Genomic DNA, 24,294 nt, shown 5'->3' with positions numbered 1-24,294 from the left:
ATGGACCCTTCTACAGCGGAATACGAGGCCCCGGACCAGCGCACCACAGTAGCCCTGATCGCGGCCATCTTTATCGCGGGGCTGTGTTCCATCGTATACGAGCTGCTCATTGGAACGGTATCCTCCTACTTCAAAGGGGATAGCGTCGTTCAATTCTCGCTTACGATCGGCATTTACATGGCCGCACTCGGGGTCGGTGCTTGGCTATCGCGCTTTATCCCAGATGATATTTACCTCTTCTTTCTAAAGCTCGAGACGCTGCTCGGGGCGATCGGTGGACTCAGTGTGCCAATCCTCTATTTAGTTTATGCCATGCAGCCCGGAGCTTTCCAGTGGACCGCCTTTGTTCTGACCTTTGCCATCGGGACCTTAATCGGGTTTGAGATCCCCATTTTGACGCGCTTGCTCGAGCGTTTTTATCAGCTCAAAGTAAACATCTCCAATGTGCTCAGCATCGACTACGCCGGCGCACTTCTGGCGACGATCCTTTTCCCCTTCTTCTTATTACCTGGCTTAGGGCCTTTTCGCAGCTCACTGGTGATCGGCATGATTAACCTGGGAATCGGCTTCATCGTGTTATTCAAATTCCGCCACAAGTTCGTACAACCGATCTGGACGTTTTGGCTGGGCCTGAATCTGTGCATCGCTGTGACGTTCGTAGGCTTATTCGCTTACGCCAACACTTTGACAGGCATCTGGTCTCAGGCGCTCTATGACGACCGGGTCGTCTACGAAGAACAGACTGCCTACCAGCGCTTAGTCATCACCTCCCGCCGCGACGACTTCCGTCTCTTCCTGAATGGGAACTTACAATTTTCCTCCTTGGACGAATACCGCTACCACGAAAGCCTCGCCCTGCCTGCCTTGAGTGCCCACCCCGCAGCCCAACGCATTTTAGTGCTGGGCGGCGGCGACGGTTTACTCGTAAGGGAAATTCTAAACCATGCCCCAGAAGCTCAGGTCATCTTAGTAGATCTCGACCAGGCGGTCACGCGACTCGCTAACGAGTTTGAACGTTTAGTTGAACTTAACGCGCGCAGCCTCCAAGACCCCAAAGTTGAGGTGATCCATGACGACGCCTTCAGATGGCTCGATGAGGCCAATACACCCTTCGATATTATCTATTCGGACTTACCCGACCCCAACAACATCGCCCTGGCTCGTTTCTACAGTGTCGAGTTCTACCGCCTCGTCCGCAATCGTCTCGCCCAGGGTGGCATTTTCGTAACTCAAGCTACCAGCCCATTCCACGCTACCGAAAGCTTCTGGACCATTGAAGCCAGCATGCAGGCGTCCGGATTCGGCACGGTGCTGCCCTATCACGCCGATGTGCCGTCATTCGGTCGCTGGGGGTTTGTCATAGCCACGGATGCGACTCGGGATTTCCAAACTTTGGAACTTCCGGACCATACGCGTTATCTGAATCACGAAGTTTGGACTCAGGCCAAAATTTTTCCGCCTGACGAGCTTCCAAAAAATCCGCAAACTGCAAGTACTTTAGACAGACCCAAAATCCTCAACCGCTATCTCAAAAGCGTGCGCAAATGGCGCTGAACTCAAAATAACCTTTCCCGCTCCTCGAAGAGCCCGTAACACCACATATCGCCCAAAGGTTTGCCCCATCCTAGATCAATTTTACCATTTATGAACACCATATCTGTCCACAGCACGCGTCACCACAGCCTTGACGAGTTTCTCTCGCTTAACGGCTTCGAAGTCGAGGAAGTCGACACCCAAGTCTACCGCGTTATCCGCGATGACGAACTCCCCGTGTTTCTCAGCATCACGGACTCCAGCCTCTACTTTTCAGTCGATCTCGGCAACATCTCCGACGTCGCCAGCGCAGAGCTGTATCAGGCTCTCCTCGATCTCAACACCGAGATTCAGCCGGTGAGCTTCGGTATCGACAGCACCAACGCAGAAGACCCGCGCCTCGTTCTAGTGGAAAGCCGTATTTCGGGCGATTTGAGCGACGAAGAATTACTCAGCGTTTTCAGCGCACTTGAATTGGCGACGGACCAAGCCGAAGCCCTCCTCAGCTCTTACCTCAAATAATCCACAGATTTTCAGATCATGAGTATTTTCAGTCGTTTCTTCAAGATTGGCCAGGCCTCAGTAAACAAGGCACTGGATAAAATGGAAAAGCCGGAGCTGATGCTGGAACAGGCGATCCGCGACAAAGAGGTGCAAATCCGCGATGCCAAAAAGTCAGTCCAGAGCTGCATTGCTACCGAGCGCCAGACCAAAAAACTCCTGGATACAGAGAAAGCTGAGCAACTCGCCTGGGAACAGCGCGCTCAAGCCGCCCTGAAATCCGGCAAAGAAGATCTCGCCGTAAAGGCGCTGCAGCGCGCGACGGAGCACGAGCAGAAAGTCGGAGGCTTGCAGCAAAATTGGGAGACCCAAAAAACGGGCGTCGAAGACCTCAAGCGTGATATCCACGGCATGGAGGAACAACTGGCCGAGTATAAGCGGAATAAGGACTTTATCATCGCGCAAGCCAAGGCCGCAGAAGTCAAAAAAGGCATCTATGAAGCCAAAGCTCGCATTGCAAAGAAGTCGAACAACGCCGACGACCTTATGGCCCGCATGAAGGCTAAAGCTGAACGCAGTGAAGTGGAAGCAGAGGCGGCCCAGGAAATTGCCGGCATGGGTGAGGATACACTTGAAAAGCAATTTGATGAGCTCGATAGCTCGAGCGCTAATCCAGCCGTGCAAGACAAACTGGCGGCTATGAAAGCAAAACTCAACCAAGGCGCTTAGTCGCCTGAGAGAGTGTCTTCACCGTGGTAGGTCACCAGATCATCGCGGAGCTCGAGGGGTGCGATCCCTCGCGACTCAACGATCCCGATCAACTGGAAAGTGCATTGCGTGCGGCCTGTTCTGAAGCCGGGGCTACTGTCGTAACGAGTGCCTTTCACCACTTCTCACCTCATGGCGTCAGTGGCGTTGTCGTGATCTCAGAAAGCCATGTCGCGGTCCATACCTGGCCAGATCGCGCCTATGCCTCGTTCGACATTTTCACTTGTGGTGATGCCGCTTTGTGCGAGCGGATCCTCAAAAAAATCGAGGCCTGTGTTGGGGCAGCACACACGAGCGCCCAACACATACAGCGCGGACCCGGAGCGCAGCTCACGCAGGCATGAATACGGCCGCGCTCTTTCGTTTCTGCTACGACACATTTTCGCAGCAGCGCCGGGAACTCTTGCGCAAACAACACTTCTCTTCGTTCGAAATCGATTTCGAAATCGCCTACCTGATCTACATCGCAGCTCATTTCGACGGAGATTTCAGCGCAACGGAAAGGCACTGGCGCGACACCGTAGCGCGCTCACTCAATTGGAGCGGGATGTATCAAGACCTCCTCCAAACCCGAATTGATAGCCAGCCCTCGTTCTCTCTCGACCACTTTACTCTGGCCAAACAAAGCTCAGAACTCGCAGAGGCCCTGCTGCGATTCGCAATTGTAACCAGCCGTGTGGACGGGCGCATCAACAGCGAAGAATCGATGCTTCTCAATACAGTGATGAGCACCTTTCCAGTCCCAGCGACCACACAGCTCACTCAACTGATCGCAGAGGTGGATGCTATCGTCGTCGGAGATAGCTTACCTCCACGTGAGAGCTTATCAGATCAGGCGGTAGAACCCACAAGCAGCGCTTCCTCAGCGGCCATAGGAGCGACTGCAACCACGGCGAAATCTTCAGAAAGCGCCGAAGCTGTGCTTGAAGAGCTGGAAGCTTTGGTGGGTCTCGAAGGCGTAAAAGCTGAGATACGCAAATTGACGAGCTTTCTGAAAATCCAGGAGCAACGTGCCCGGCACGACCTCTCCCAGGCCCCGCTTTCGCTCCACATGGTATTTACAGGGAATCCCGGCACCGGAAAAACCACTGTGGCTCGCCTTGTCGCACGTATCTTCAAAGCCCTAGGCATTTTAAAAAAAGGTCATCTCGTCGAAGTTGATCGCACGGGACTCGTCGGCCAATACGTGGGTCATACCGAGCAAAAGACAGGCGAAGTTATTCAATCTGCGCTCGACGGCATCCTCTTTATTGATGAAGCCTACGCACTCCAAAAGGAGGGCGCCGCCAATGACTTCGGCGCCGACGCAATCGACGCCCTTGTCAAAGCCTTGGAAGACCACCGCGAGCGACTCGTTGTAATCGTCGCCGGCTACCAAAATGAAATGGAGACCTTCATCCACGCCAACCCCGGACTCCGCTCACGCTTCAATGCATATATTATCTTCGAAGACTATGATGTGGAGGAGTTGGTGCAGATTTTCCAACTCATCTGCCAGGCTAATCACTACGAATTATCCGACACAGGACTCGAGAAGCTAAAGGTAGTCTTTACCGGGCGCATAGCCCACAAAGGCCAAGATTTTGGTAATGGACGTACCTGCCGTAACCTCTTCGAACAAGCTATCCGTAGCCAAGCCCTGCGCCTCTCCAACAAGACGTCTACCGAAGTCACCCGAGCTGAGCTCATGGAGATCCAGGCAAACGATATTCCCGAGTAGCCAGAGTTTGTCGCATTTTGCTGCGCTTTATCGTCTTCTCGGTCTCCCAAGACTTATTCCTTTGGGGAAAGTGGTTTCAGTGACCAACTGGCGTGGCCTTCGGCGTCCCAATTGAGTGACCAGGAGGCGTCAAAGAGGCGAGCCATGGCGTTGACTTCTGTCCAGACCTGAGCTGTCGGATGCCATTTCTTATCGTGCTCGACTAAGAGTTTGTGGCGGAGTTGCTGGGGCCTAATGCCAAGGAGATGATTCGGCACCTCGAGCCCGCTGGCGAAGATCGATATCTGATAGGAGTATAGTCCTGAGGAGACTTCTAGAAAAAACTTATTTTCGGGGGGAACTAGGCGTGCGAAATCTCGGCAAATTATAAGTAAGGAATGCCGCAACATACTAGCATCCCAATCTGGGGTAAGCAGCCCTTCGGACTTATCCTGATACTCCAACGCATTGTTGCGAAACAGATCCTGGTCCTGGCAAAAATGAACAAAGGACTCGACCAGATCGCCTATAGGACAGGGCGCGACAATGGGAGATGCTAGCAATGCCAAGCTGTCTTTAAACTCGACGAGGCGATCAATCAGTTCCTTCGCTGCGTCGGCCTCGTCAGCGAGTCGAGAAAATGTCTCCAGACTGCGTGGCGTAGTGTTCTCGGGCTGGCGCGCCTTTTCTATGTCGAGAAACAACCGTATGGCACCAATGGGCGAGCTGAGATCGTGAGAAATGTGCCCAAGCACGACGCTAAAGTCATCGAGTTGATTGATGATTAGCGAAAGCCGATGAAGCGACTCGGGGTGTTTGTCGTCTTGCGATGCCATTATCAATGAACCAATTCGGCACAGCAGGGCCCCAGTTGAGCGAGATTTGTCCGATCAGATGGAAACCTAGCCAACCACGGAAGAAAGCTCGAAGATCGGCATGAACATGGCCATCACTATTCCCCCCACAACGGTTCCAAGGAAGACGATGAGTAAAGGCTCCATCAGCGAAGTCAGCGATGAAACCAGTGTATCGATTTCAGCGTCATAGAAATCTGCAACCTTGTTGAGCATCCCATCGACGTTTCCTGTCTGCTCTCCAGCCTTACTCATGTGTTTCACCATAGGAGGGAAATAATCGATGCTTGCAATACTTTCCGAAACCTGTCCACCCTGGCTGATATTTCGGGAAATTTCCTTAACTGCGTCCTCCACAAAGACATTGTTCGACGCTCTAGACACGATCTCCAAGGTTCGTAAAATAGGGACACCTGAACGAAGCAGAATCGCATATGTACGGCAGAATCGAGACAGGTTAATCCTTTGTGTCAGAGCCCCTATTACCGGGAGTCGAAATATTACATTATCCTTTCCTACCCGACCTTTAGGAGTGCTCACGATTTTACTCATCACTTTCCAAAAGGTGAAGCCGGACAGGAGGATCACCCACCACCATGCAACCAAAAAATTACTCAGATCGATGACGAACTGGGTAGGCTTAGGCAACTCAGCACCGAACCCCGTAAACATATCGGCGAAGACCGGAATCACTTTGATCAACAAGACTGCCACTAGGATAATGGCGATACTGATGACAGCGATCGGATAAGTCATCGCACCTTTGACTTGCTTGGCTAATTTCACGCTGTCATTAAAGTAAACCGCCGTCTTGGCTAGGATTTCAGCCAGACCACCGCTGGCCTCACCGGCCTCTACCATCGAGAGAAAGAGGTTGGGAAACGCACGAGGAAATTTCGCACAGGCTTCCGAAAAGGCGATGCCACTCGATACATCATTGCGCACATCGCGGATAATGATTTGAAAAACTGGATTCTCAGTTTGGTCTTGCAGGGCTTCCAAAGCTGAAACCAGCGGCAGGCCAGCCTCCAACATACTCGCAATCTGTTCGGTGAATACCGCGAGATTCTCGGTCTTAATCTTCGCCCGCTTCGACTTCTTTTCATAAGCCTTCAGTTTCGCTAAGCGCTGAGACTCAGCGAAGGTCATCTTCTTTTTGCCGGAAGCGTTATCTCGTGATTTAGAAGCGTTTTGTTGGGCTGCGGTTAAAAGTGCCATGGGGAAAAAGAGAGGTCCTTAAAAAACGACCTTTGTCACTGGTGCTAAAGCCTAATCAAAAGTTCTAAATACTCCGATAGGCAAATTCTATTTCCTTCCGCAATGCCTGAATGATCTTCATGTCGGTCATTTCAAGACTCATAAACCCGTCTCCTATATGAGCCATGACCAAAAGCGCTTGGATGTCCTCATCCAATGACATTGGCCAAATACCCAACGATTTCACGCGAAAAGGGATATGCATCCATTTAGGAATGAGGCTTTGTATTTTCACCGTATCTGCGTGTGGTATGAAGACATCGCGTCCGCTTTGGATCGCCAAGCCTATAAGGTCGCGCTGCTGGGCTTTCACAATCGGGCGATTACCGACACCGCGAAACAGGACTCCCCGCCCCCATTGGGCATACCAAGAGTAAGCGTCCTCTTCGTCCGGAAGGAAAATGAGGACCTCTTCAATTTGTTTCACGGTGTAAAAATAGTCGATAAGGGCTTTATAGGCTGAGTGGATATCAGGAGGTTGAATCGTCAGAGCCCGAGAGAGCGGGCTGGTGATCCCCGGGAAAGGTGACTGGGTTAACATCACAGAATTCCGCGACAATTCCTCCTTTTCTATGACCGCTGCGTTGCTCCTTTTTTCCTCTTGCGGCCGTACTTTCGCATTGGGCACCCGTTGCCGCGAGCGCGCTTTCCACGCTTCGATGGAAGCTGACTGAGAGAAGTCGAATTTGTTCTCTTTTTCAAACTCTGAGATCCGGCCATAGGTGCGTGAAAACAAAAGTTTGATGTGCGCTTCAGAAATACTTTCCCCTCCAGGCAGGCGCGTGATCATCTTCTGAACTCGCATATTAAGCTCCTCGGGGCCCAAATCCTCATCTTCCGAGATTTGGACGATACGGATCGCCGTTTCAGAGAGAGCTAAGAGCTGGTTGTCTGGATCCTTTGCCAATTCTCGGGTGATCACATCGGGCGCTTCGTCCAGACAACGCTTCACCGTTTTGGGCAGCTGATCACTGAGGAGTAAATTGTGACCCAGCTGGAGCGGAGTGAGGCCAAATACTTTACTGTAAGCTGCATCTTCGCTCATATACTTTGCCTCAGCATTCGCCTCGCGATAGGCGTCGATCATGAAGGATGACATCAACAGTTTGGCGAAACTGCGCAATGCGGTGCACGCAAGGGATTGAAAGGGATCCATCCCAATCTCAAGGGCCAATTCCTTCGCCATATAAGCACTCACTAACGTTTTAGCTGAGATCTCGCGCTGCTCCATGGGGTTGCGCTTCGAATCCGCCTTGCTCATCAGGAGAAGTGATAGAGTCAGGTTGCTGATCTGATCAAAACCGAGGAGGTGAATGGCTTGAGTTACGCTTTTAATTGATACGCCAAAGGGATTGTAGGACAAGGTATTTGCCGCACTGATGACTTTACTAGCGACCTTAGGATCACTGCCTATCATGTTCGATAATTCATCGACGGAAAGTGAAAGAGCGCGAGACGAGAGGTCTTGAACCAGACGAATAATACCGTTGAGCCCCATTGAATCCCGCCCAGATAGGGATCCACGAATAGTCTCTATAGTGTGCTCCGCGAGGGACTCTTGCGAAATAGACGTGTTCTCTTCAGACCCAGACATCGCCCTAACTCCCCTTCCCTCCAGGGATTCGCCGAGATGTGGATAAGTCTATAATCTTCCCTGCCACACTCTCTGAAAAATACGGACGCCCATTCATGATCGAATCCACAGCAGCTTTGATTTGCTGCATACCCGAGCGTTTTTCGACAAAACCATCGGCGTTACCGACCCAAGCAGATTTCACCACTTCAGAACAATCGGTTCCCGAGTAGATCAATACCTTACTGGATGGCACATGCTTCTTATACTTTTGGAGAAACTCCAGACCGCTCATACCCGGAAGTCGGATATCAATGATAACCAAATCGGGCTCCATGCGCAGACAGTCCTCTAACGCCTGGTTGCCGTCCGCGGAGGAACCCGCCAGCTCAAATTCTGGCAAGGCGACTTGGACGTATTCGACACACAGGTCACGTGTTATGGATTCGTCCTCAAGAATATAGACGGTCTGCGGCATGGATAAGCTTATTCATGCTCATAATTCGACGAGCCAAGCCCCATCTTTACCGCCGCAACGCTAATTGATTATCAACTATAATCAGCAGGCATCAAGAGAGGCCAATCCTACCCAGCTGTGCCGTAAAGAAGATTCCGATCTCGTTCCACTTATGGATAATCACTAGAGTCCAGACCGATACCATTTGGATCAGACTCAATAATACCGCAGCACTTCCCTATCTTTCGCTCGCTTGGCCAGGTAGTGGTTCGCGGTGGAGATATAGTCGATCGTGGCTTCAATTGCCGAGTTAAGAAGCTCCACGATCAATACAAACAAGACACTGGCGATCAAAAGCGCTTTGGCAAAGAAGCCAACTGGCAAAATTAGGGCACTCGGGATCAGGATGAGCGCTAAGATAGCCTCCTGGCGAAACGCCTCCTCATGTTTCAAGGTCGACCCGATACCCTCCATCGAGTATAAAAACGCGTTAAACATCCGTTTTGATCCGGTGGCTCGATATTGTTCTGGCAGTGACTCCTGGCTCATACTCTGTTGTTAAATCCTAGATAACGGTAACTAAGCGGAAAACTGGAAACTTTATTTTGATAACACCTTCCTGATTAGCGCCTAGGCAATCGATGAAGCTGTTCTCACTCATATGAATTCGACCACCCCACGCTTAACTGAACAAGTTCACCTGTTTCTCAAATCATTCCTAAAGAAAGGCGACGCTGTCATAGACGCTACGATGGGAAAAGGCTATGACACCCGCTTTCTCGCTGAATGCGTGGGAACAAAAGGGCGTGTCATTGCCGTTGACATTCAACAAGACGCCATCGAACACACACGTGAACGATTAGAGGCAGTCGGCTTCTTAGACCAAATCGACCAGAGCATTCGACTCTGTCACGCCTCACATGAACAACTCGACAGTCTCATTCCCCAGGGACAAGTCGGCCAAATCCACGCTATCGTCTACAACTTGGGTTATCTGCCCGGCACAGATAAGTCCATAACGACACAGGCCCAGTCCACACTTCGATCCCTTCAAAGCGCGATTAAATGCCTACAGCGAGGCGGAATCATCTCCGTGCTCATTTACACCGGACATAACACAGGCTTAGATGAGTATAAGGCAATCGTTCGCTGGGCTGATTCACTTGGAAGTGAAGCTCGAGCGCATTGGAAAAGTGGATTCGATGAGGCACGACGCCCCCCCGTATGGCTCCTTATTGAGAAAATCTAGCCTTAGACCTTGCTACGCCGGAGGCCGAATACGGCAGCCCCATCGAATCCATCTCGGTGCGGCCAAGACTCTTTCGCAATTTCCAAACGAAACGCACTCCCCAAGTCAGACTCGAGAAAGGCCCCAACCACGCCTTCGTTTTCTTCCGGTTCAAGACTACAGGTCGAATAAACCAAACGTCCCCCTGCGGCCACAAACTGCGCCGCTCGTGACAGAAGTTGTGATTGGATCTTCACCATCGCATCGGGATCTCCCTTTTTCAGACGATAACGCGCATCCGGGCGGCGGTTGAGTACCCCCGTGTTCGAACAGGGCACATCCAGCATCACCTTATCCACAGCAAGGGGATACTGTGCTTTTTTCAGAGCTTGATCACTGACCTCAAGCAAATCGGCTTCAAAAACTGCAACATTTCGGTGGAGCGCGCGGCCTGCATTGACCTCCCATTGATGAAACCGTGGTCCCAGACGTTCCCTCGGTAAATCGATAGTATACACGCGTCCCTCAGGTCCCACAGCCGCAGCTACGGTGATCGCTTTTCCACCTGGAGCGGAACACAAATCTAGCACAGTTTCACCGGGTTGAGGGTCGAGTATCTCGATTGCAAGTCGAGTCGCCGGGTCCTGGATGATTGCCCATCCGCGTTCCAAAAGCTTTAAAACCTCCGACCAATCGGAACTAATATGTCTGTAAACGCCGACTATATCTGTCGCTTCGAAGCCCTCGCTCAATCCGCGATCTGGCTCACGAAACACCCTGACGAATACAGGTGCAGGCCGCTGGTTAAAATCGAGCAAACGCAGGACACCTGCCTCCCCCCACCGATCGACCCAACGCTTCACCAACCAGCGTGGATGGCTGTAGAAACGAGCCATCGCATCGACTTCGCCCGCCTGAGCGCGCTCGCGCGTTGCTTCGATGGGCTCCTGCCAACGTCGCAAAACTGCATTCACGAGGCTCGATTCCGGTCGGCTCATCTTTCTTTTCACGCGATCCACAGCATAATGAATCACTGGAGCTACCGGTCGTCCTATATGAATCGCATCGATCAGCTGAAAACCAGCTACGCGCAAAACACCGTCGAGTAATCGACGCGGCTTTTTCGATACAGAGTCATTTATAAGCGAGTCAAGTAATGACGCATGCCTGAGCACACCTAAAAAAAGAGATTGGCAAACCTTCGCCTCCAATGTTGAGTGTTGGCTTTGTGCTCGACGAAGAAAGTCATCTGCCTTCCCGGGCGCATCCAAATAGTCGCATACGAGTCGCACTGCTGACCACCAGCCTTGCGGATCGTCGGCGAAATCATTCCTAAGCTTCATAAAGAAAATACCCAGCAACGTGATTTGGGTCCTCAGGGACTCAACTTAATTCTCTCCAGCATATGAACGAAGCGGTCATCGACATCCTGATCCAGAAAAAGCCAAAGCTCAAATCCGCCCGAGCAAAACTAGCATCCATGCAACCCGGCAGCTATTGCCTACACCGAAGTTGGGGATTCGGACATATCAGCGACTATGATGGGGAAAATAACCGCCTCATCATCGATTTTACAGAGGAAGGCAAAGAAGGCCATTCCATGGACCCCGCATTCTGCGTCGATAAATTAGAGATTCTCGCAGAAAACGACCTCCTCGTCATCAAGCATACCAACCCCGCCGAAATCAACCGAATGATCAAGGAAGAGCCGGTAGCAATGATTGTTAACATTCTTGAGTCCAACGAGTCACTTAGCGCAACCGCTGCCGAGATCGAGCGCGTCCTCGCCCGAGTAATTGGGCCGATTAAATACAAAAAGTGGTGGACCGCGACAAAGAAGCTCCTCGCAAAAGACCCACGGATCGGTGTGCCGGTCAAAAAGACTGAGCCCTATGTCTTACGCGACGAACCCATCCGTCCAGAGGTCGAGATTCTTGAGAAGTATCGAAATACCAAGAACGCCAAGCAAAAGATCCTTTTTGCTGATGAGCTGTTCGTCATGTCGGATGGCAAGCCTGAGCTGAAAGACGACTTACCCGACGTTCTCGACGACCTGACCCAAACAATCCAAGAAGCCAAGAGCCTGACCATGGCAGACCGTCTTTACGGCGTCTGGGTTCGCAACAACCTTGCCCGCGACCTGCACGAAGACGTCGAATCGCTCATTCCCACTTCTGGATCCATCCTCGAAGCCACTGACGATCTTTCACAACTCGCGGTGGACCTCCCCCACCAATACTACAAGCGCTATCTGGATCTTATTTCTCGGACGTTCCCCGAGCGCTGGGTTGAAATCCTCGAAGAACTTCTCTTCAACAGCGAGGGCAAGTTCACCAACGAGTGTATCAACTTCCTCTTCGAACGCGAAAAGCAAGACGTCGTGTCTGACTGCTTCCAACGCTGGCTCAACGACAAATCGATCAAAGCACCGATCCTGTTTTGGATCATCAAAAACCGTCCGGCACGTAAATACAGCCGCATGATCGACCCACTACTCGACCCAAGCTTCCTCAAATGCGTCTTCGATGCGATTGATAACGAAGCCCTCCAGATGACCGGCAGCCGCCGCATCCCACTGGCCGAATTGGTGAATGAAGACTCCACCTTGATCGCCGACCTCTTGCAATCCGCATCACTCGAAGAATCGCGCGACCTCGGTCAGACCCTCCTCATGAACCAAGGTTTTGAAGAGCTGACCAAGAAATCTATCTTTGCTCGCTTCATTAAAGTACACGGATCACTCCAGTCTCTCATCTCTCAAGAAGTGGAAACCCGTGAGCAAGATCTACTGATTGTCTCAAAAGACAGCTTTGAGCGCGCCAAGTCAGAGCTCGAAGAAATCATCCAAGTTAAGATCCCTGAGAATAAAGAAGCCATCGCCACAGCCCGCGAGCACGGTGACCTAAAGGAAAACTCGGAATATAAAATGGCCCGCCAAGACCAGGACACCCTACTCGCTCGCAAGAGTCAGCTGGAGTCCGATCTGAACAAAGCGCGCGTCACCGATTTCACCGAAGCCACCGACACTACGATCAGCGTGGGTACTACAGTGACGCTGACCGAAGGATCCACCGGGCGCGAAATCACATATTCACTTCTCGGAGCTTGGGATTCTGATCCAGATAAGAACATCCTTTCTTACAAAACTCCGCTTGGAAAGGCCCTCCTGTCAAAGAAGGTGGGAGAATCCGCGTCGACCCAGATCGATGGCGAGTCCGAAGAGTGGACGATCCAAAAGATAAAGCGTTGGGTAGACACGGCTGGCAAATAAGCCTCAAGACTTTTTTGCTTAAGGGACCGGACTCCATCCGGTCCCTTTTTTATTTCCCAAAACCCTCATTATCATGCTTGAAGTCATTCGCCCCGATGGTCGTGCCACCAACGAACTCCGTCCAATCTCCGTAAAAACGGATTTTGCACCCAATGCCAGTGGATCGGCCCTTATTAGCTTTGGAGACACCCAAGTCATTTGCGCCGCGACCATAGAAGATCGAGTCCCGCGCTGGATGCACCATCAGGGTGTCAGCGGTGGCTGGATCACAGCTGAGTATTCCATGCTGCCCTACTCGACCTTAGACCGCAAAGACCGAGACATTTCCAAAGGTAAAATGGATGGACGCACCGTGGAAATACAGCGGCTCATTGGACGTAGTCTACGCGCTGTGGTAGATCTGCAAAAGCTTCCCGGAAAAACCCTGTGGATCGACTGCGACGTCCTTCAAGCGGACGGCGGTACACGAACAGCCTCCATAACAGGTGCCTACATTGCCGCAAAACGCGCAGTCAATAAACTCCTCGCTGCGAATAAACTAAAAGAAGATCCATTCATCGATGGCGTGGCCGCAATCAGTGTCGGCGTCTATCAAGAGACACCCGTCCTCGACCTTAACTACATCGAAGATAAAGACGCATCGGTCGACGCAAATATCGTCATGACGACAGGGGGACGCTTTGTAGAGCTACAAAGTTCGGGCGAAGAAGCCACATTCAGCGATGACGAACTCGCCAAAATGCTCGCTCTTGCCAAACAGGGCATCCACAGCATCAGCGCCATCCAGAAAACGGCAATCTAGCGAAATAAATTGAATGGCGGCCGACGACTTCACCAAAGAAGGATCGGAAGGGGCATTCTGCCAAAGCGTCCCGTCCAATGATCCCTGGAGACGCACATCATTCTGAATCACTCTGAAGTCTTGGAGACACTGCATCCGGCTTAACCCTCCTCATCGCGAGTAGTCGTTGTAGATCCGCTACCCGGCGCTCCAGATTTTGAAGACGGTGCAATGGAGTGAGCCTGAGGTTTTCCCTCGCAAGCGAAGCGTCAATTTTGGCCGCATGAGCCTCAGCTAGGTCATTTTCGCTGTTCATAGATCGATCTAAGGATTTTGACATTCTCAAGATCACGCGGACGCCCCATCGCCTCCTATGTAACGTTGCCCCTGAATTTCCGCAGCTAGCTCACCAACGACGACATAGTCAAAACTATGGGTGCTAAGCCGTTTTAACAGGTCGATAAAAGAAGCCACCCAGCTTAATGTGCAGGTCTGTTTCCTCAGAACAACCCCACAAAACACTTCCATGCAGTTGACCACAGGTCGGCACTGGGGATGCTTTGATGGGTCATGCCTACCACTCTCGTCGAAACAACGGACATTCCACTTTACCTTCCGGGAGGTAGCAAAGCCTCTTGCGCTGAAGCCTATCAAAACGATCCGCTAACCTTCCAAATAGAAGGCTATCGCCAGCACGGCGGTCTATATAGAACCTATATCCGAAACCGCTACTGGTACGTGCTCTCAGGCCCAGAGGCGAATAACTACGTCTGGCAAAACCCGCAGATCTGGAAATATGCTAAGGCCAACGAGAGTTTCTTGGAAGAGATGGGGCACGATCATGTGACTGGGTTGGATGGTGATCACCACAAACAGAAACGCGCCATCCTGAAACCTGCCTTCACAATGAGCTCCGCAATGCGCTTTTTAGGGATTTACCACAACGTATTTAGCGATGAAATCCAGCGTGCCTCCGAGCTCAACGAGCCGGTCGATCTCGTTACCTTTTGGGCAGAATTGATCACCCTTGCGAATGCTCAGTCTGTGGCCCAGGCGGATATTCCGCGCGATGTCATTCGCCGCATGGCGCGTTGGGAAGTATTGATGCTCCGTGGTCTGTTCTTGGACGCGTCTAAAGCTTCTTTTTACGAGCGGAAGGAGTATCAAGAACTCAAAGAAGAGACGTTTCAGTGGCTCCGTAAAATTGTGGAAGACCGCTTAGCCGACCCCAATGCTATCGAAGATAATTTCACCGATGTGCTCCGCCAACGCATCGAAATCGAGGGTCCCGAGCCCTCAGTAGATAACCTCGTTAATGATCTCTACTTCATTCTCATTGCTGGAACTGATAATACCTCGGCACTGATCGACTACGCCCTGATGCAGCTCTACACCGAACCCAAGTGGATCGATTGGCTCAGGGAAGATCTCGATGCATGGGACGGTTCAGATATTTCAGCCATCTCTCAGATGTCGCGCCTGAAGGCTGTCATCATGGAGACGCAACGCATCCGTCCCGGCGCGCTTCAACTCTATAAATATGCCAAAGAAAGTTTCACTTTTGAAGGCATGACTGTGCCGACAAATTCGGACGTGATCCACTTTAACAATCTCGGCCACTTCCTTGAAGAGTTCTACCCAGATCCAACAACTTATAATCCTGAGCGCTTCATCGAAAAGCAGCGTTTCGTTCCCAAAACATTTGGATTTTTTGGCGGTGGGTCGCACGCCTGTCTTGGACGCAACCATAGCATGATGCAAACCCCCGTCGCCATCGCCGTGCTTCTGAAAAATTTCGACCTAAATATCCCCGAGCCTATCAACCTCCACCTCTCGGCAAGCTACAGCGGTGGACGGATTGAGAAGCCCTGGCTGGCGAATATCGAGCCAAGAAATAGAGATTAATTACGGACCGTGTTAGAGGTCTCACTCTGCGTTACTGCTGCTCGATTTTACAGGACCTGTCGCAGCAAAGGGATTCAGGAGAGCCATACCGACTTCTTGTTCTGTGCCTGTTCTTATTGATGAAATTATTCGATCTTGATTAAAGATCGCGATTTTCAGTTTTACGCCGCACACCTGCCCATATCGCTTCATAAGCCAGGAATGTAAGCTGCACAGACATGAAAAGACTCACCTCCCGCCTACTCAATCGGGCACTCTCCAGCATTGAATGGTTAGGAAATCGCCTGCCAGATCCGATCGTATTATATGCACTCCTCGCTGCCGCCGTGCCCTTTATGAGTGCCTTGGCGGTTGGCATTGGTTGGGCGCGTGAGCATCCTGTGACTGGCGATATGGTACGAGCGATCAACTTGCTAGATAAAGAGCAGATGCAGCGCATGTGGACTGAGGCTGTCGACAACTTTACCAGCTTCGCCCCGCTTGGAGCAGTCTTGGTCACCGTCATGGGCATCGGAGTCGCAGAACGCTCGGGCCTTATCGATCACGTCTTGCGGCTCACCGTTCAAAAAGCGCCCCGGAGCCTTGTGACTGTTATCATCGTTTTTGCCGGGATCATGAGCTCGATGGCGGCGGATAGCGGTTATGTCGTACTCACGCCCTTAGGAGCTGTCGTTTTTGCTGGTCTCGGGCGGCACCCTCTCGCCGGCCTAGCAGCAGCGTTCGCCGGAGTGGCAGGAGGATTCTCTGCAAATCTCCTCATCACCTCGCTTGACCCCTTGCTGTCTGGGTTTACCGACGAAGCGGCCCGTTTATATCTCACCGACTACGCCGTCACCCCCGACGCCAACTACTTTTTTATGATCGCCTCGACGGTCCTCATTACCTTGCTCGGGTGGGCCATTACCGAGTGGATCGTTGAACCGCGTTTAGGAAAATGGAACCCGGCAAATGCTCTAACTGAAGAGAAAGAGGAAACGTCGACCACACAGCCCCAGCAGATACGTGCCCTAACCGCTTCCTTGGTGGCAGTTTTCGCCTGCATCACGGGGTTACTCTTCATGACGCTCCCAGAAAATGCCTTATTGCGCGATGAAGAGGAGAATCTGGTTCCCTTTGTAGGTAGCCTCGTTCCTATCATTGCAATCAGCTTTCTCATCCCCGGGACCGTCTACGGCATAGTCAGCCGGAGTATCACAAGCACAAAGGACCTCGCTGACATGCTGGCAGATTCGATGGCTACGATGGGTGGCTACGTTGTTTTAGCGTTCGCAGCAGCCCAATTTATTGCCTGGTTTGGCTGGTCAAATTTGGGACTCCTCACAGCGCTCGAAGGAGCGGCCTTCTTACAGAAACTTGATCTGGGCAGCCTTCCTGTATTGCTGACCTTCGTATGGATGGCTGCAGCGATCAATCTGGTGATCGGCTCCGCATCGGCCAAGTGGGGAATCATGGCCACCGTATTTGTCCCGATGTTCATGATCCTGGGAATCACACCAGAAACCACCCAGGCAGCCTATCGCGTCGGCGACTCGATCACCAATATGATTACACCCTTGAACCCCTATTTTCCGATTATTTTGTCCTTCGCTTTAAAATACGACCCTAAGTTAAAAATGGGCACATTGGTAGCGACGATGCTCCCTTACTCCATCGCCTTTGCAATTGGCTGGTGTATCCTCTTTTCTGTCTGGTATGGCTTGGGGCTTCCGCTTGGCCCAGGCGCTCCTATTCACCTTATCCCATGATCTCAAATACTCTAGGTTTCAACGATGCACTGGCGGCATTGATCGAGCGCACTGAGTCTGCCATCGACCAACACCTGCCCTCTGCCGACACTCGTCCCACACGCATCCATCAAGCCATGCGCTACAGCATGCAAATAGGCGGTAAGCGACTCAGACCCGCATTGCTCATCGCTGCCGCAGAAGGCCTTGGGCGCAATGATGCAGACCCCATGCCTGCAGCTGTAGCTATCGAATGTTTGCACACCTACTCACTGATCCACGACGACCTGCCAACCATCGACAATAGTGATTTACGCCGAGGCAAACCAACGAGCCATATCCAATTTGACGAGCCAACAGCGCTCTTGGCGGGTGATGCCTTGCTCAATTTCTCCTACGAATTGTTATCTCAGTCATACGGAACACCTGCAGAACTAGGGCTCGCCTTAATCCGCGACCTCGCCATCGCCGGTGGATCACAAAAGCTGATCGGCGGGCAAATGGAAGATGTATTGGGTGAAAAACAATGCCTTATACTCAGTCCAGACGATCTTGATTTTATTCACCGCAATAAAACTGCCGCAATGATCCAAGCAGCCCTCATCATCGGATGCAGGCTGGGTGGAGCTGATGACAGTGAACTACAACAAGCTGAGAAACTAGGCCTCGCCCTCGGCATGGCTTTCCAGGTCATCGACGATATTCTCGATGCCACCCAATCCACTGAAAACTTGGGTAAGCCCGCCGGCCTTGATGCCGAACGAGAGAAAACAACCTATATTTCAATGCACGGCCTCAACGCTGCACGCGACGCAGCAGAACGCTTTTCGGATAAAGCCAGGCGCATATCCAACGATTTGTTCGGAGAAGCCTCATTTGTCCTTCTGCTCGTCGAGCACATGCGCAAGCGACTCAGTTGATACTCGGGTGCGTCGAAACCCAGCTCCGATTCTTATTCTTGAAAATCTAGTCTCTTCACTCAATGAATTGAACAGTTATGCAACAACGTAAAGCTTCCATCCACACACTCATTTTAGGAATTTTGCGAAGATTTGTCTTTGTCGCTTGTAGCGTTTCGCTCTTTGCCGGCTGCGCATCTCAGCGCTTACAAAGCTATTATGAGTCTGGGCCCGTAGGCGAGCGCCAAGTTTCCGAAACGGATTTTAAGAATTCTGAGGAGCTAGACCAGATGGGGCAATCGACTGGCGCACAGTGATTTTTATACGTAGAAAGAAACTGCTGAATATGCCCAAATCGTCAGATGACAACGCTCAGTCTGCTCCCATGGGCTGGTAGCCTATTCTGCCCAGTAAGAAGGTTGAATGCGTCAGGTGTCGAGCTGGGTCTCGGTGCTCCCCGGATGGGTTCGGCTTCGTATCTGCTTGGAAGGTCGTAATAAAACGGATCTTCAAAGCGCTACTGCTTTTACTTTTTGCTGCCGCTTCTCTTGTAGCTGACGCTCCCGACACGCAATCGCGTATTCGAGGTATGCTTTGGGGGGCTCTCGTTGGAGATGCCGCGGCTTTGGGGGCCCATTGGTATTATCGACAAGAGGACCTAAAGGCTCGATTCCCCGATGGCATTAAGGGTTTTGAGACTCCCACTGATGATCACTACCACGCGGGTAAACAATCCGGTGAGTTCACGATGTATGGCGATGCGCTCATGTTGCTCATGCAATCGATCTCAGAAACGGGGACATTCTCTCGCGACGACTTTGGCAAACGCTTTATGACGACGCTGACACCCGGAAGCTATGCAGGGTATCTAGATCACGCGACCAAAGAAAGCCATTCTATCTACCTCACTCACCTGGCAGAACATCCAGATACACCCTTTGATTTCCAACAGGGGGCGGATGATAATCAACTCGCTGGGGCGACAAGCCTGATGCCTCTCGTCGCCCTCTTTCACGATGACTCTTCGTTATTAGAGCGGATAGAAGAATTTGTCCGCATCCGACAGAATAACGACGAGGCCGTTGCCTCCAGCCAGCTTCACGCGTCCATCCTCAAACACCTCCTTTCTGGCGAATCGCCTGAACAGGCAATTGAGCAAGCGCGCGCCGACGCACAGAATGATGATGCAACGGGTGTGATTTTAGATACCCGTATGATTGCTGCTATGGAGGCTTTGGGGGCATCTGATTTCATCGCAACCACAAAAGATCTGGGCTATAGTTGTCCCCTGCCTGGTAGTTTACCCGCTTCGGTATACAGCTTTCTCGAACTGAAAGAAGAAAGCTATGAAGATGCCATTTTGGCTATTATAGGCGCTGGTGGTGAATCGGCAGGACGCTCCATGCTTGTAGGCGCATGGTTGGGCGCCCACTTCGGCGAGGGCTATATACCTGACGACTGGAAACAAAAGATCGCTGACTACGATGAGGCGGCCGCACTCATTGATCAGATCGCGGCAATGTAATAATCCGGGTTTAACCCAGCCAGGTTCGACTCGGATAGCCGTTGATAATTCGATCGATGTCCGCCGAGCCCGTTGGATCCATCCGCTTCGGACGAGCGTGTGCATAGCGAAATGTGTGATCACTTAGCCTCTCGAAAACAGACCCGTAGCGCGTTTGTGCCAACGGATTTTCCGATAGAGCATAGGTTTCTGGCAACGCGTCCCCGGCGTATTTATGGGGGAGATTTATATTCCAAATCCCCAGCGATTCTCGCTGCCAGTCCGGGTGACTCAGTGTTTGAACAACGACCCCCTCAATCCAATCCAAACTGCGCGCCCAGACTCCTTCAAAATCCGCAGGTATGCTTCCAGCTGCTTTAATTCTTCGGAGCATTTCCAGCCCGTCGACCGACTGAGAGACTGCTAATCCGCGCACACCACAGAGTGCAGCCTCCACCGCACCTGCTACGGTCCCCGAGCTCAATACAGTCCACACGCCGCAGTTTCGCCCGATGTTAGGACCCGAAAGGACCAAGTCGGCTGGACGAGGCAGATAGTGTTCCAGAGCAATATTCACTGAATCCACCGGGCTACCGTTAACCGCATAGGCCAGGCATCCGAAATCATCGACTCTCGTGACCTTAATCTCGCGGTCCTGAGTAATCTTTCGTCCACAGAAACTGTGTTCCTGGTCCGGCACGGCTACAGCGCAGTAAAATTTTGCCGACAGTCTAGCGGCCATGGACCTTAATAATACGCTCTCAATACCATCATCATTGGTTATTAAGATCAGCGGTCTGTCGTCATCCATTGCGTAACTTTCCATTTCTTGTGCTACAAAATCAATCATCAAGCATCTCCGCACTCTTCAATGATAAAGCCGTGTTGATCACCGGGGGCACCGGATCGTTCGGCCAGTCATTCACTCGCATGCTACTCGATCATCACAATCCGCGTCGCGTTGTGATTTTCTCCAGGGATGAACTGAAGCAATTTGAGATGCAAGAACACCTCTCAGGGCCAAATCTGCGTTATTTTATTGGAGACGTTCGCGATGATCAGCGCCTTTGCGAGGCGATGCGCAATATTGACATTGTCATCCACGCGGCCGCGATGAAGCAGGTACCTGCCGCCGAATACAATCCCATGGAATGCATCAAAACGAACATACATGGCGCAGAAAACGTTATCAGAGCTGCCCTTGAGAATAATGTCGAAAAGGTGCTCGCGCTCTCGACGGATAAAGCGGCCAACCCCATCAACCTCTACGGCGCTACTAAGCTCGCATCGGATAAACTCTTTGTCGCAGCCAACAATTTCGCAGGGCAACACAAGACGCGGTTTTCGGTAGTCCGCTACGGAAATGTTATGGGCTCGCGCGGGTCAGTCGTTCCCGTCTTTGAAAAGCTCTTGAGAGACGGTGCAGAAAGCATTCCCATTACCGATCCCCGGATGACGCGCTTTTGGATCACCCTCAAGGATGGGATTCAGTTTGTCGTTTCATCGATTCAACGGATGACGGGCGGTGAAATCTTCGTGCCTAAAATACCCAGTGTGCGCATCACTGATCTCGCCAAGGCAATGGCCCCGGATCTACCCACCCGCGACATCGGCATCCGGCCCGGCGAGAAACTACACGAGCTGATGTGTCCCGGCGATATCGCGCACCGGACTTTGGAATTTGAAGACCACTACGTGATCCAGCCGACGATTGCCCTCAATCACGACCCGGTCTATACCGTGAATGCTGTCGGTCAAACCGGGCAACCGTGCGACCTTGATTTCGAATACCGCTCTGACACCAATCCACATTTTCTAACTATAGAAGAGATTCGCACTTTGGTGGGAAACTGATACACGACGCTTATGGCTAACCTGCCCTACAGCCGTCATCAAATTAGCGAAGAAGACATCGCGGCCGTTGTGGATGTGTTGCGGTCAGACTGGCTCACACAAGGACCTACTGTCACGGCTTTTGAGGAGGCGGTCGCTGCGTATTGCGGGTGCCGCTTTGCCGTTGCAACGAACAATGCTACGGCAGCCCTCCACCTCGGCTGCGCTGCTTTAGGTATCGAGCCAGAAGACTCCGCGATTACAAGCACGGTGACGTTTGTCGCTTCCGCCAATGCTCCAAGGCATTGCGGTGCTTCAATAAGGCTCACCGATGTAGATCCAGTTACCGGGCTGATGGATCTGGATCACCTCGAACAACTCTGCAAAGAAACCTGCCCTGACTTAGTCATACCCGTCCACCTCGCAGGTGCCAGTGTGGACATGGCTCGCCTCGACAGCCTGAGAAAGACATACGGGTTCAAAATCCTTGAGGATGCTTCACACGCGCTGGGCGCAGACTACTGGGGTAAAAAAGTGGGGAGCTGTGGGCATTCCGATGCGGCAGTATTCAGCCTACACCCCGTTAAAATGATCACCGCGGGTGAAGGGGGCCTGCTCGTGACCAACGATCCTGAAATCGCGCGAAAGGCCCGACAACTACGCGAACATGGGATTGTAAGAGACAAGGATGCATTTTTAGCACCCTCGAACATGCGTGGCCCCTGGCATTATGAAGTGCATAACACAGGATTCAATTTTCGCCTCTCCGACATTCAAGCGGCTCTGGCATTGAGCCAATTGAAACGCCTCGATGCTTTTGTCGAAGAGCGGCGACAGATTCGGGATGCCTATGCCGAAGACCTAGACAGCTGCTTTTGGGAAATCGCAAGCGACCCCGACGGCACGCAGGCTTCCCTTCATTTATGCGTAGCTCGACTTTCTCACGACACTGCTCCACACCATTACCGCAGCGTTTTTGAGCAACTCCGCAATGCAGGCTTGCATATTAATCTCCACTACATCCCACTGCACCGCCAACCTATCTACCAAAACTGCGGCGACGACGCGGCTTTTCCCGGATCGTCACGCTGGGCGCGCACCGCAATATCTATCCCTTGCTTTCCCGGATTGAGTGCCGATGAATATTCTAAGTCTGTGGAGACCCTCAACTCTATCGCTGCTCATACCCTATCATGAATTTCGTTTTCCGCGTTGATGCTTCACCAGTGATTGGCACGGGCCATATCATGCGTTCGTGGGCCCTTGCTGAGGCCGCTCTGGAGCGAGGGCACCCATGTCATCTGCTCTACAATGAATGCCCTCAGCCCCTACTAGACCGATGGCAGATGCTTGGAGTCGCTCATACTCAAGTAGATGGTATTTCCGGAACGCTCGCCGAAGCCAAAGCAACCGCACGCGTCGCAAAGGAACTCGAAGCAGACTGGGTTATCCTGGATGGGCATCACTTTGGTGAAGGCTATCAGCGCACCTTGCTCGATCTAGATATCAGATTCACAGCAATTGATGACTATGGGCACTGCCTCCAAAACCGAGCCAGTATCATCATCAACCAGAACGCTTCTGCATGCGAAGCCTGGTATGAAGGACTCGGCTCGCAACAAAAGTTACTACTTGGTTTTGATTACACCATCCTGCGGAGCCAATTTCGCGAACTTCCTCGGAAACCCTTCGATCGCAGTCGCCCGCAAAATGTCTTGGTCACCACTGGAGGCACCGACCCATCCGACGCATCGCTGCATATCGTTCGCTGCTTAACAAAAATAGAAACCTCCAAGCCTATTACACTGCGGATCATCATTGGCAGCCTGCACCCCAATAAACGACGCCTAGACTTCCTATCCGAAGAATTACGGCGCAACCATTCGCCGATAAAACTAGAGACGGCTTCAAACGTAGAGGATATGCCCACCATGATGGATTGGGCAGATATCGCTATCGTCGGTGCGGGCACCACCCTTTACGAACTCTATCAACGCAGCATTCCTACCCTAGTCATTACTCTCGTTAATAATCAAATCAGCAACGCGCTGGCAGCCATCAATCGCTGGAAAACGAGCCTGGATGGCGGACGCATCGAATCGCTCGAAAATGGGCCATTGATCGATAATTTTAACCGACTCATGACAGACCCCGACCTCCGACAGATTCTGTCGGAAAAATGCTCTCAGCTCGTCGATGGCAACGGAGTTTACCGCGTAATCGAAACCATTGAAGCTTACCAACCGTCGGAAGTCATGGCTCGCTCCTAACCAACATATTGTCTTGCGCTTTAAGCATACGGTGCTGATTAATTGCGCCCAGGATGAGGGCGTAGCTCAGTTGGATAGAGCATCAGATTTCTAATCTGGCGGTCGGGGGTTCGAATCCCTCCGCCCTTGCCATTTCGAAGAATGGCGAAGCGTGGGATGAGAACCTCGATTCGACGGAAGTAGCGTAGCGACCGTAGATGGGACACCTCAGGTGGTCGCGCAGGCGATTGCGATAGC

21 protein-coding genes, 1 tRNA gene and 1 pseudogene are annotated in these 24,294 nt (G+C 51.9%); 16 read left to right on the top strand and 7 right to left on the bottom strand.

From position 1 onward, the window contains the following. From HRU10_02095 to HRU10_02075, 5 genes are all read left to right on the top strand, one after another. Window positions 1-1,554 (top strand): polyamine aminopropyltransferase, encoded by a 1,554-nt coding sequence (locus tag HRU10_02095; protein ID NRA26022.1) that lies wholly within the window; start codon window positions 1-3, stop codon window positions 1,552-1,554. Between the two features lie 90 nt (window positions 1,555-1,644). Then, window positions 1,645-2,055 carry a CesT family type III secretion system chaperone gene (locus tag HRU10_02090; GenBank protein ID NRA26021.1) on the top strand — a complete coding sequence of 137 codons (411 nt, stop codon included), beginning with the start codon at window positions 1,645-1,647 and terminating at the stop codon, window positions 2,053-2,055. Window positions 2,056-2,073: 18 nt separating this feature from the next. After that, window positions 2,074-2,763, top strand: a complete 690-nt coding sequence (locus HRU10_02085) for a PspA/IM30 family protein (protein ID NRA26020.1) — start codon at window positions 2,074-2,076, stop codon at window positions 2,761-2,763. Between the two features lie 23 nt (window positions 2,764-2,786). Next, entirely contained in the window at window positions 2,787-3,146 is a 360-nt protein-coding gene (speD, locus tag HRU10_02080; GenBank protein NRA26019.1) for an adenosylmethionine decarboxylase, read from the top strand. Beyond that, the gene (locus tag HRU10_02075; protein ID NRA26018.1) at window positions 3,143-4,522 is read left to right on the top strand and encodes an AAA family ATPase; all 1,380 of its coding nucleotides are present in this window, start codon (window positions 3,143-3,145) and stop codon (window positions 4,520-4,522) included. Before speD ends, HRU10_02075 begins: the two co-directional genes overlap by 4 nt. A 53-nt stretch (window positions 4,523-4,575) precedes the next feature. Here the strand turns inward: HRU10_02075 and HRU10_02070 are convergent, their stop codons facing one another. The 5 genes and pseudogenes from HRU10_02070 to HRU10_02050 all read right to left on the bottom strand — a co-directional run bounded on the left by HRU10_02070 (window position 4,576) and on the right by HRU10_02050 (window position 9,191). After that, a complete protein-coding gene (locus tag HRU10_02070) occupies window positions 4,576-5,337 on the bottom strand; it encodes a HAMP domain-containing histidine kinase (protein ID NRA26017.1) in 762 nt (253 codons plus the stop codon). A gap of 66 nt (window positions 5,338-5,403) precedes the next feature. Further along, complete coding sequence (locus HRU10_02065; protein NRA26016.1) at window positions 5,404-6,573, bottom strand: type II secretion system F family protein; 1,170 nt, start codon at window positions 6,571-6,573, stop codon at window positions 5,404-5,406. Between the two features lie 64 nt (window positions 6,574-6,637). Continuing rightward, on the bottom strand, window positions 6,638-8,206 hold the full coding sequence (locus HRU10_02060; GenBank protein NRA26015.1) for an HDOD domain-containing protein: 1,569 nt from the start codon (window positions 8,204-8,206) through the stop codon (window positions 6,638-6,640). Window positions 8,207-8,210: 4 nt separating this feature from the next. Then, window positions 8,211-8,663 (bottom strand): response regulator transcription factor, encoded by a 453-nt coding sequence (locus HRU10_02055; protein ID NRA26014.1) that lies wholly within the window; start codon window positions 8,661-8,663, stop codon window positions 8,211-8,213. Window positions 8,664-8,754: 91 nt separating this feature from the next. Next, window positions 8,755-9,191 (bottom strand): annotated as a pseudogene (locus HRU10_02050) (diacylglycerol kinase). A gap of 112 nt (window positions 9,192-9,303) precedes the next feature. On the opposite strand from HRU10_02050, the gene mraW reads away from it, so the two are divergent. Continuing rightward, on the top strand, window positions 9,304-9,891 hold the full coding sequence (gene mraW / locus HRU10_02045; protein NRA26013.1) for a 16S rRNA (cytosine(1402)-N(4))-methyltransferase: 588 nt from the start codon (window positions 9,304-9,306) through the stop codon (window positions 9,889-9,891). Window positions 9,892-9,893: 2 nt separating this feature from the next. On the opposite strand, the gene HRU10_02040 is transcribed toward mraW, so the two are convergent. After that, window positions 9,894-11,213, bottom strand: a complete 1,320-nt coding sequence (locus HRU10_02040) for an RsmB/NOP family class I SAM-dependent RNA methyltransferase (GenBank protein ID NRA26012.1) — start codon at window positions 11,211-11,213, stop codon at window positions 9,894-9,896. A 62-nt stretch (window positions 11,214-11,275) separates the two neighbouring features. On the opposite strand from HRU10_02040, the gene greA reads away from it, so the two are divergent. The 6 genes from greA to HRU10_02010 all read left to right on the top strand — a co-directional run bounded on the left by greA (window position 11,276) and on the right by HRU10_02010 (window position 19,975). Then, the gene (gene greA, locus HRU10_02035; protein ID NRA26011.1) at window positions 11,276-13,141 is read left to right on the top strand and encodes a transcription elongation factor GreA; all 1,866 of its coding nucleotides are present in this window, start codon (window positions 11,276-11,278) and stop codon (window positions 13,139-13,141) included. Between the two features lie 85 nt (window positions 13,142-13,226). Beyond that, window positions 13,227-13,943, top strand: a complete 717-nt coding sequence (gene rph / locus HRU10_02030; protein ID NRA26010.1) for a ribonuclease PH — start codon at window positions 13,227-13,229, stop codon at window positions 13,941-13,943. Between the two features lie 549 nt (window positions 13,944-14,492). Beyond that, the gene (locus tag HRU10_02025; GenBank protein NRA26009.1) at window positions 14,493-15,827 is read left to right on the top strand and encodes a cytochrome P450; all 1,335 of its coding nucleotides are present in this window, start codon (window positions 14,493-14,495) and stop codon (window positions 15,825-15,827) included. Between the two features lie 218 nt (window positions 15,828-16,045). After that, on the top strand, window positions 16,046-17,572 hold the full coding sequence (locus tag HRU10_02020) for an AbgT family transporter (GenBank protein ID NRA26008.1): 1,527 nt from the start codon (window positions 16,046-16,048) through the stop codon (window positions 17,570-17,572). After that, entirely contained in the window at window positions 17,569-18,471 is a 903-nt protein-coding gene (locus tag HRU10_02015; GenBank protein NRA26007.1) for a polyprenyl synthetase family protein, read from the top strand. The genes HRU10_02020 and HRU10_02015 overlap by 4 nt, the downstream gene beginning before the upstream one ends. 568 nt (window positions 18,472-19,039) lie before the next feature. Next, complete coding sequence (locus HRU10_02010; protein NRA26006.1) at window positions 19,040-19,975, top strand: ADP-ribosylglycohydrolase family protein; 936 nt, start codon at window positions 19,040-19,042, stop codon at window positions 19,973-19,975. Window positions 19,976-19,985: 10 nt separating this feature from the next. Here HRU10_02010 and HRU10_02005 read toward each other — a convergent pair whose 3' ends face one another. After that, window positions 19,986-20,780 carry a 5'/3'-nucleotidase SurE gene (locus HRU10_02005; GenBank protein ID NRA26005.1) on the bottom strand — a complete coding sequence of 265 codons (795 nt, stop codon included), beginning with the start codon at window positions 20,778-20,780 and terminating at the stop codon, window positions 19,986-19,988. A 29-nt stretch (window positions 20,781-20,809) separates the two neighbouring features. Here HRU10_02005 and pseB point away from each other — a divergent pair, with 29 nt between their 5' ends. The 4 genes from pseB to HRU10_01985 all read left to right on the top strand — a co-directional run bounded on the left by pseB (window position 20,810) and on the right by HRU10_01985 (window position 24,189). Next, window positions 20,810-21,808: a UDP-N-acetylglucosamine 4,6-dehydratase (inverting) gene (gene pseB / locus HRU10_02000; protein ID NRA26004.1), complete on the top strand. Its 999-nt coding sequence runs from the start codon at window positions 20,810-20,812 to the stop codon at window positions 21,806-21,808. Between the two features lie 12 nt (window positions 21,809-21,820). Continuing rightward, complete coding sequence (pseC, locus tag HRU10_01995; GenBank protein NRA26003.1) at window positions 21,821-22,984, top strand: UDP-4-amino-4,6-dideoxy-N-acetyl-beta-L-altrosamine transaminase; 1,164 nt, start codon at window positions 21,821-21,823, stop codon at window positions 22,982-22,984. After that, on the top strand, window positions 22,981-24,057 hold the full coding sequence (gene pseG / locus HRU10_01990) for a UDP-2,4-diacetamido-2,4,6-trideoxy-beta-L-altropyranose hydrolase (GenBank protein NRA26002.1): 1,077 nt from the start codon (window positions 22,981-22,983) through the stop codon (window positions 24,055-24,057). Before pseC ends, pseG begins: the two co-directional genes overlap by 4 nt. Window positions 24,058-24,112: 55 nt before the next feature. After that, window positions 24,113-24,189 (top strand) — tRNA-Arg (locus tag HRU10_01985). The last annotated feature ends 105 nt before the right edge of the window (window positions 24,190-24,294 follow it).

This window comes from Opitutales bacterium (genome assembly GCA_013215165.1).
Taxonomy (GTDB): Bacteria; Verrucomicrobiota; Verrucomicrobiia; order Opitutales; family JABSRG01; genus JABSRG01.
This window is presented reverse-complemented; position numbering and strand designations above follow the sequence as displayed.

Bases quoted from the DNA above. Each gene is read 5' to 3' on its own strand.
- HRU10_02010 (NRA26006.1), top strand. From the start codon at position 19,040: ATGCTTTGGGGGGCTCTCGTTGGAGATGCCGCGGCTTTGGGGGCCCAT.
- HRU10_02015 (NRA26007.1), top strand. From the start codon at position 17,569: ATGATCTCAAATACTCTAGGTTTCAACGATGCACTGGCGGCATTGATC.
- HRU10_02065 (NRA26016.1), bottom strand. From the start codon at position 6,573: ATGGCACTTTTAACCGCAGCCCAACAAAACGCTTCTAAATCACGAGAT.
- HRU10_02025 (NRA26009.1), top strand. From the start codon at position 14,493: ATGCCTACCACTCTCGTCGAAACAACGGACATTCCACTTTACCTTCCG.
- HRU10_02070 (NRA26017.1), bottom strand. From the start codon at position 5,337: ATGGCATCGCAAGACGACAAACACCCCGAGTCGCTTCATCGGCTTTCG.
- greA (NRA26011.1), top strand. From the start codon at position 11,276: ATGAACGAAGCGGTCATCGACATCCTGATCCAGAAAAAGCCAAAGCTC.
- mraW (NRA26013.1), top strand. From the start codon at position 9,304: ATGAATTCGACCACCCCACGCTTAACTGAACAAGTTCACCTGTTTCTC.
- HRU10_02075 (NRA26018.1), top strand. From the start codon at position 3,143: ATGAATACGGCCGCGCTCTTTCGTTTCTGCTACGACACATTTTCGCAG.
- pseC (NRA26003.1), top strand. From the start codon at position 21,821: ATGGCTAACCTGCCCTACAGCCGTCATCAAATTAGCGAAGAAGACATC.
- HRU10_02020 (NRA26008.1), top strand. From the start codon at position 16,046: ATGAAAAGACTCACCTCCCGCCTACTCAATCGGGCACTCTCCAGCATT.
- pseG (NRA26002.1), top strand. From the start codon at position 22,981: ATGAATTTCGTTTTCCGCGTTGATGCTTCACCAGTGATTGGCACGGGC.
- HRU10_02090 (NRA26021.1), top strand. From the start codon at position 1,645: ATGAACACCATATCTGTCCACAGCACGCGTCACCACAGCCTTGACGAG.
- HRU10_02095 (NRA26022.1), top strand. From the start codon at position 1: ATGGACCCTTCTACAGCGGAATACGAGGCCCCGGACCAGCGCACCACA.
- HRU10_02060 (NRA26015.1), bottom strand. From the start codon at position 8,206: ATGTCTGGGTCTGAAGAGAACACGTCTATTTCGCAAGAGTCCCTCGCG.
- HRU10_02085 (NRA26020.1), top strand. From the start codon at position 2,074: ATGAGTATTTTCAGTCGTTTCTTCAAGATTGGCCAGGCCTCAGTAAAC.
- HRU10_02005 (NRA26005.1), bottom strand. From the start codon at position 20,780: ATGGAAAGTTACGCAATGGATGACGACAGACCGCTGATCTTAATAACC.
- HRU10_02055 (NRA26014.1), bottom strand. From the start codon at position 8,663: ATGCCGCAGACCGTCTATATTCTTGAGGACGAATCCATAACACGTGAC.
- HRU10_02040 (NRA26012.1), bottom strand. From the start codon at position 11,213: ATGAAGCTTAGGAATGATTTCGCCGACGATCCGCAAGGCTGGTGGTCA.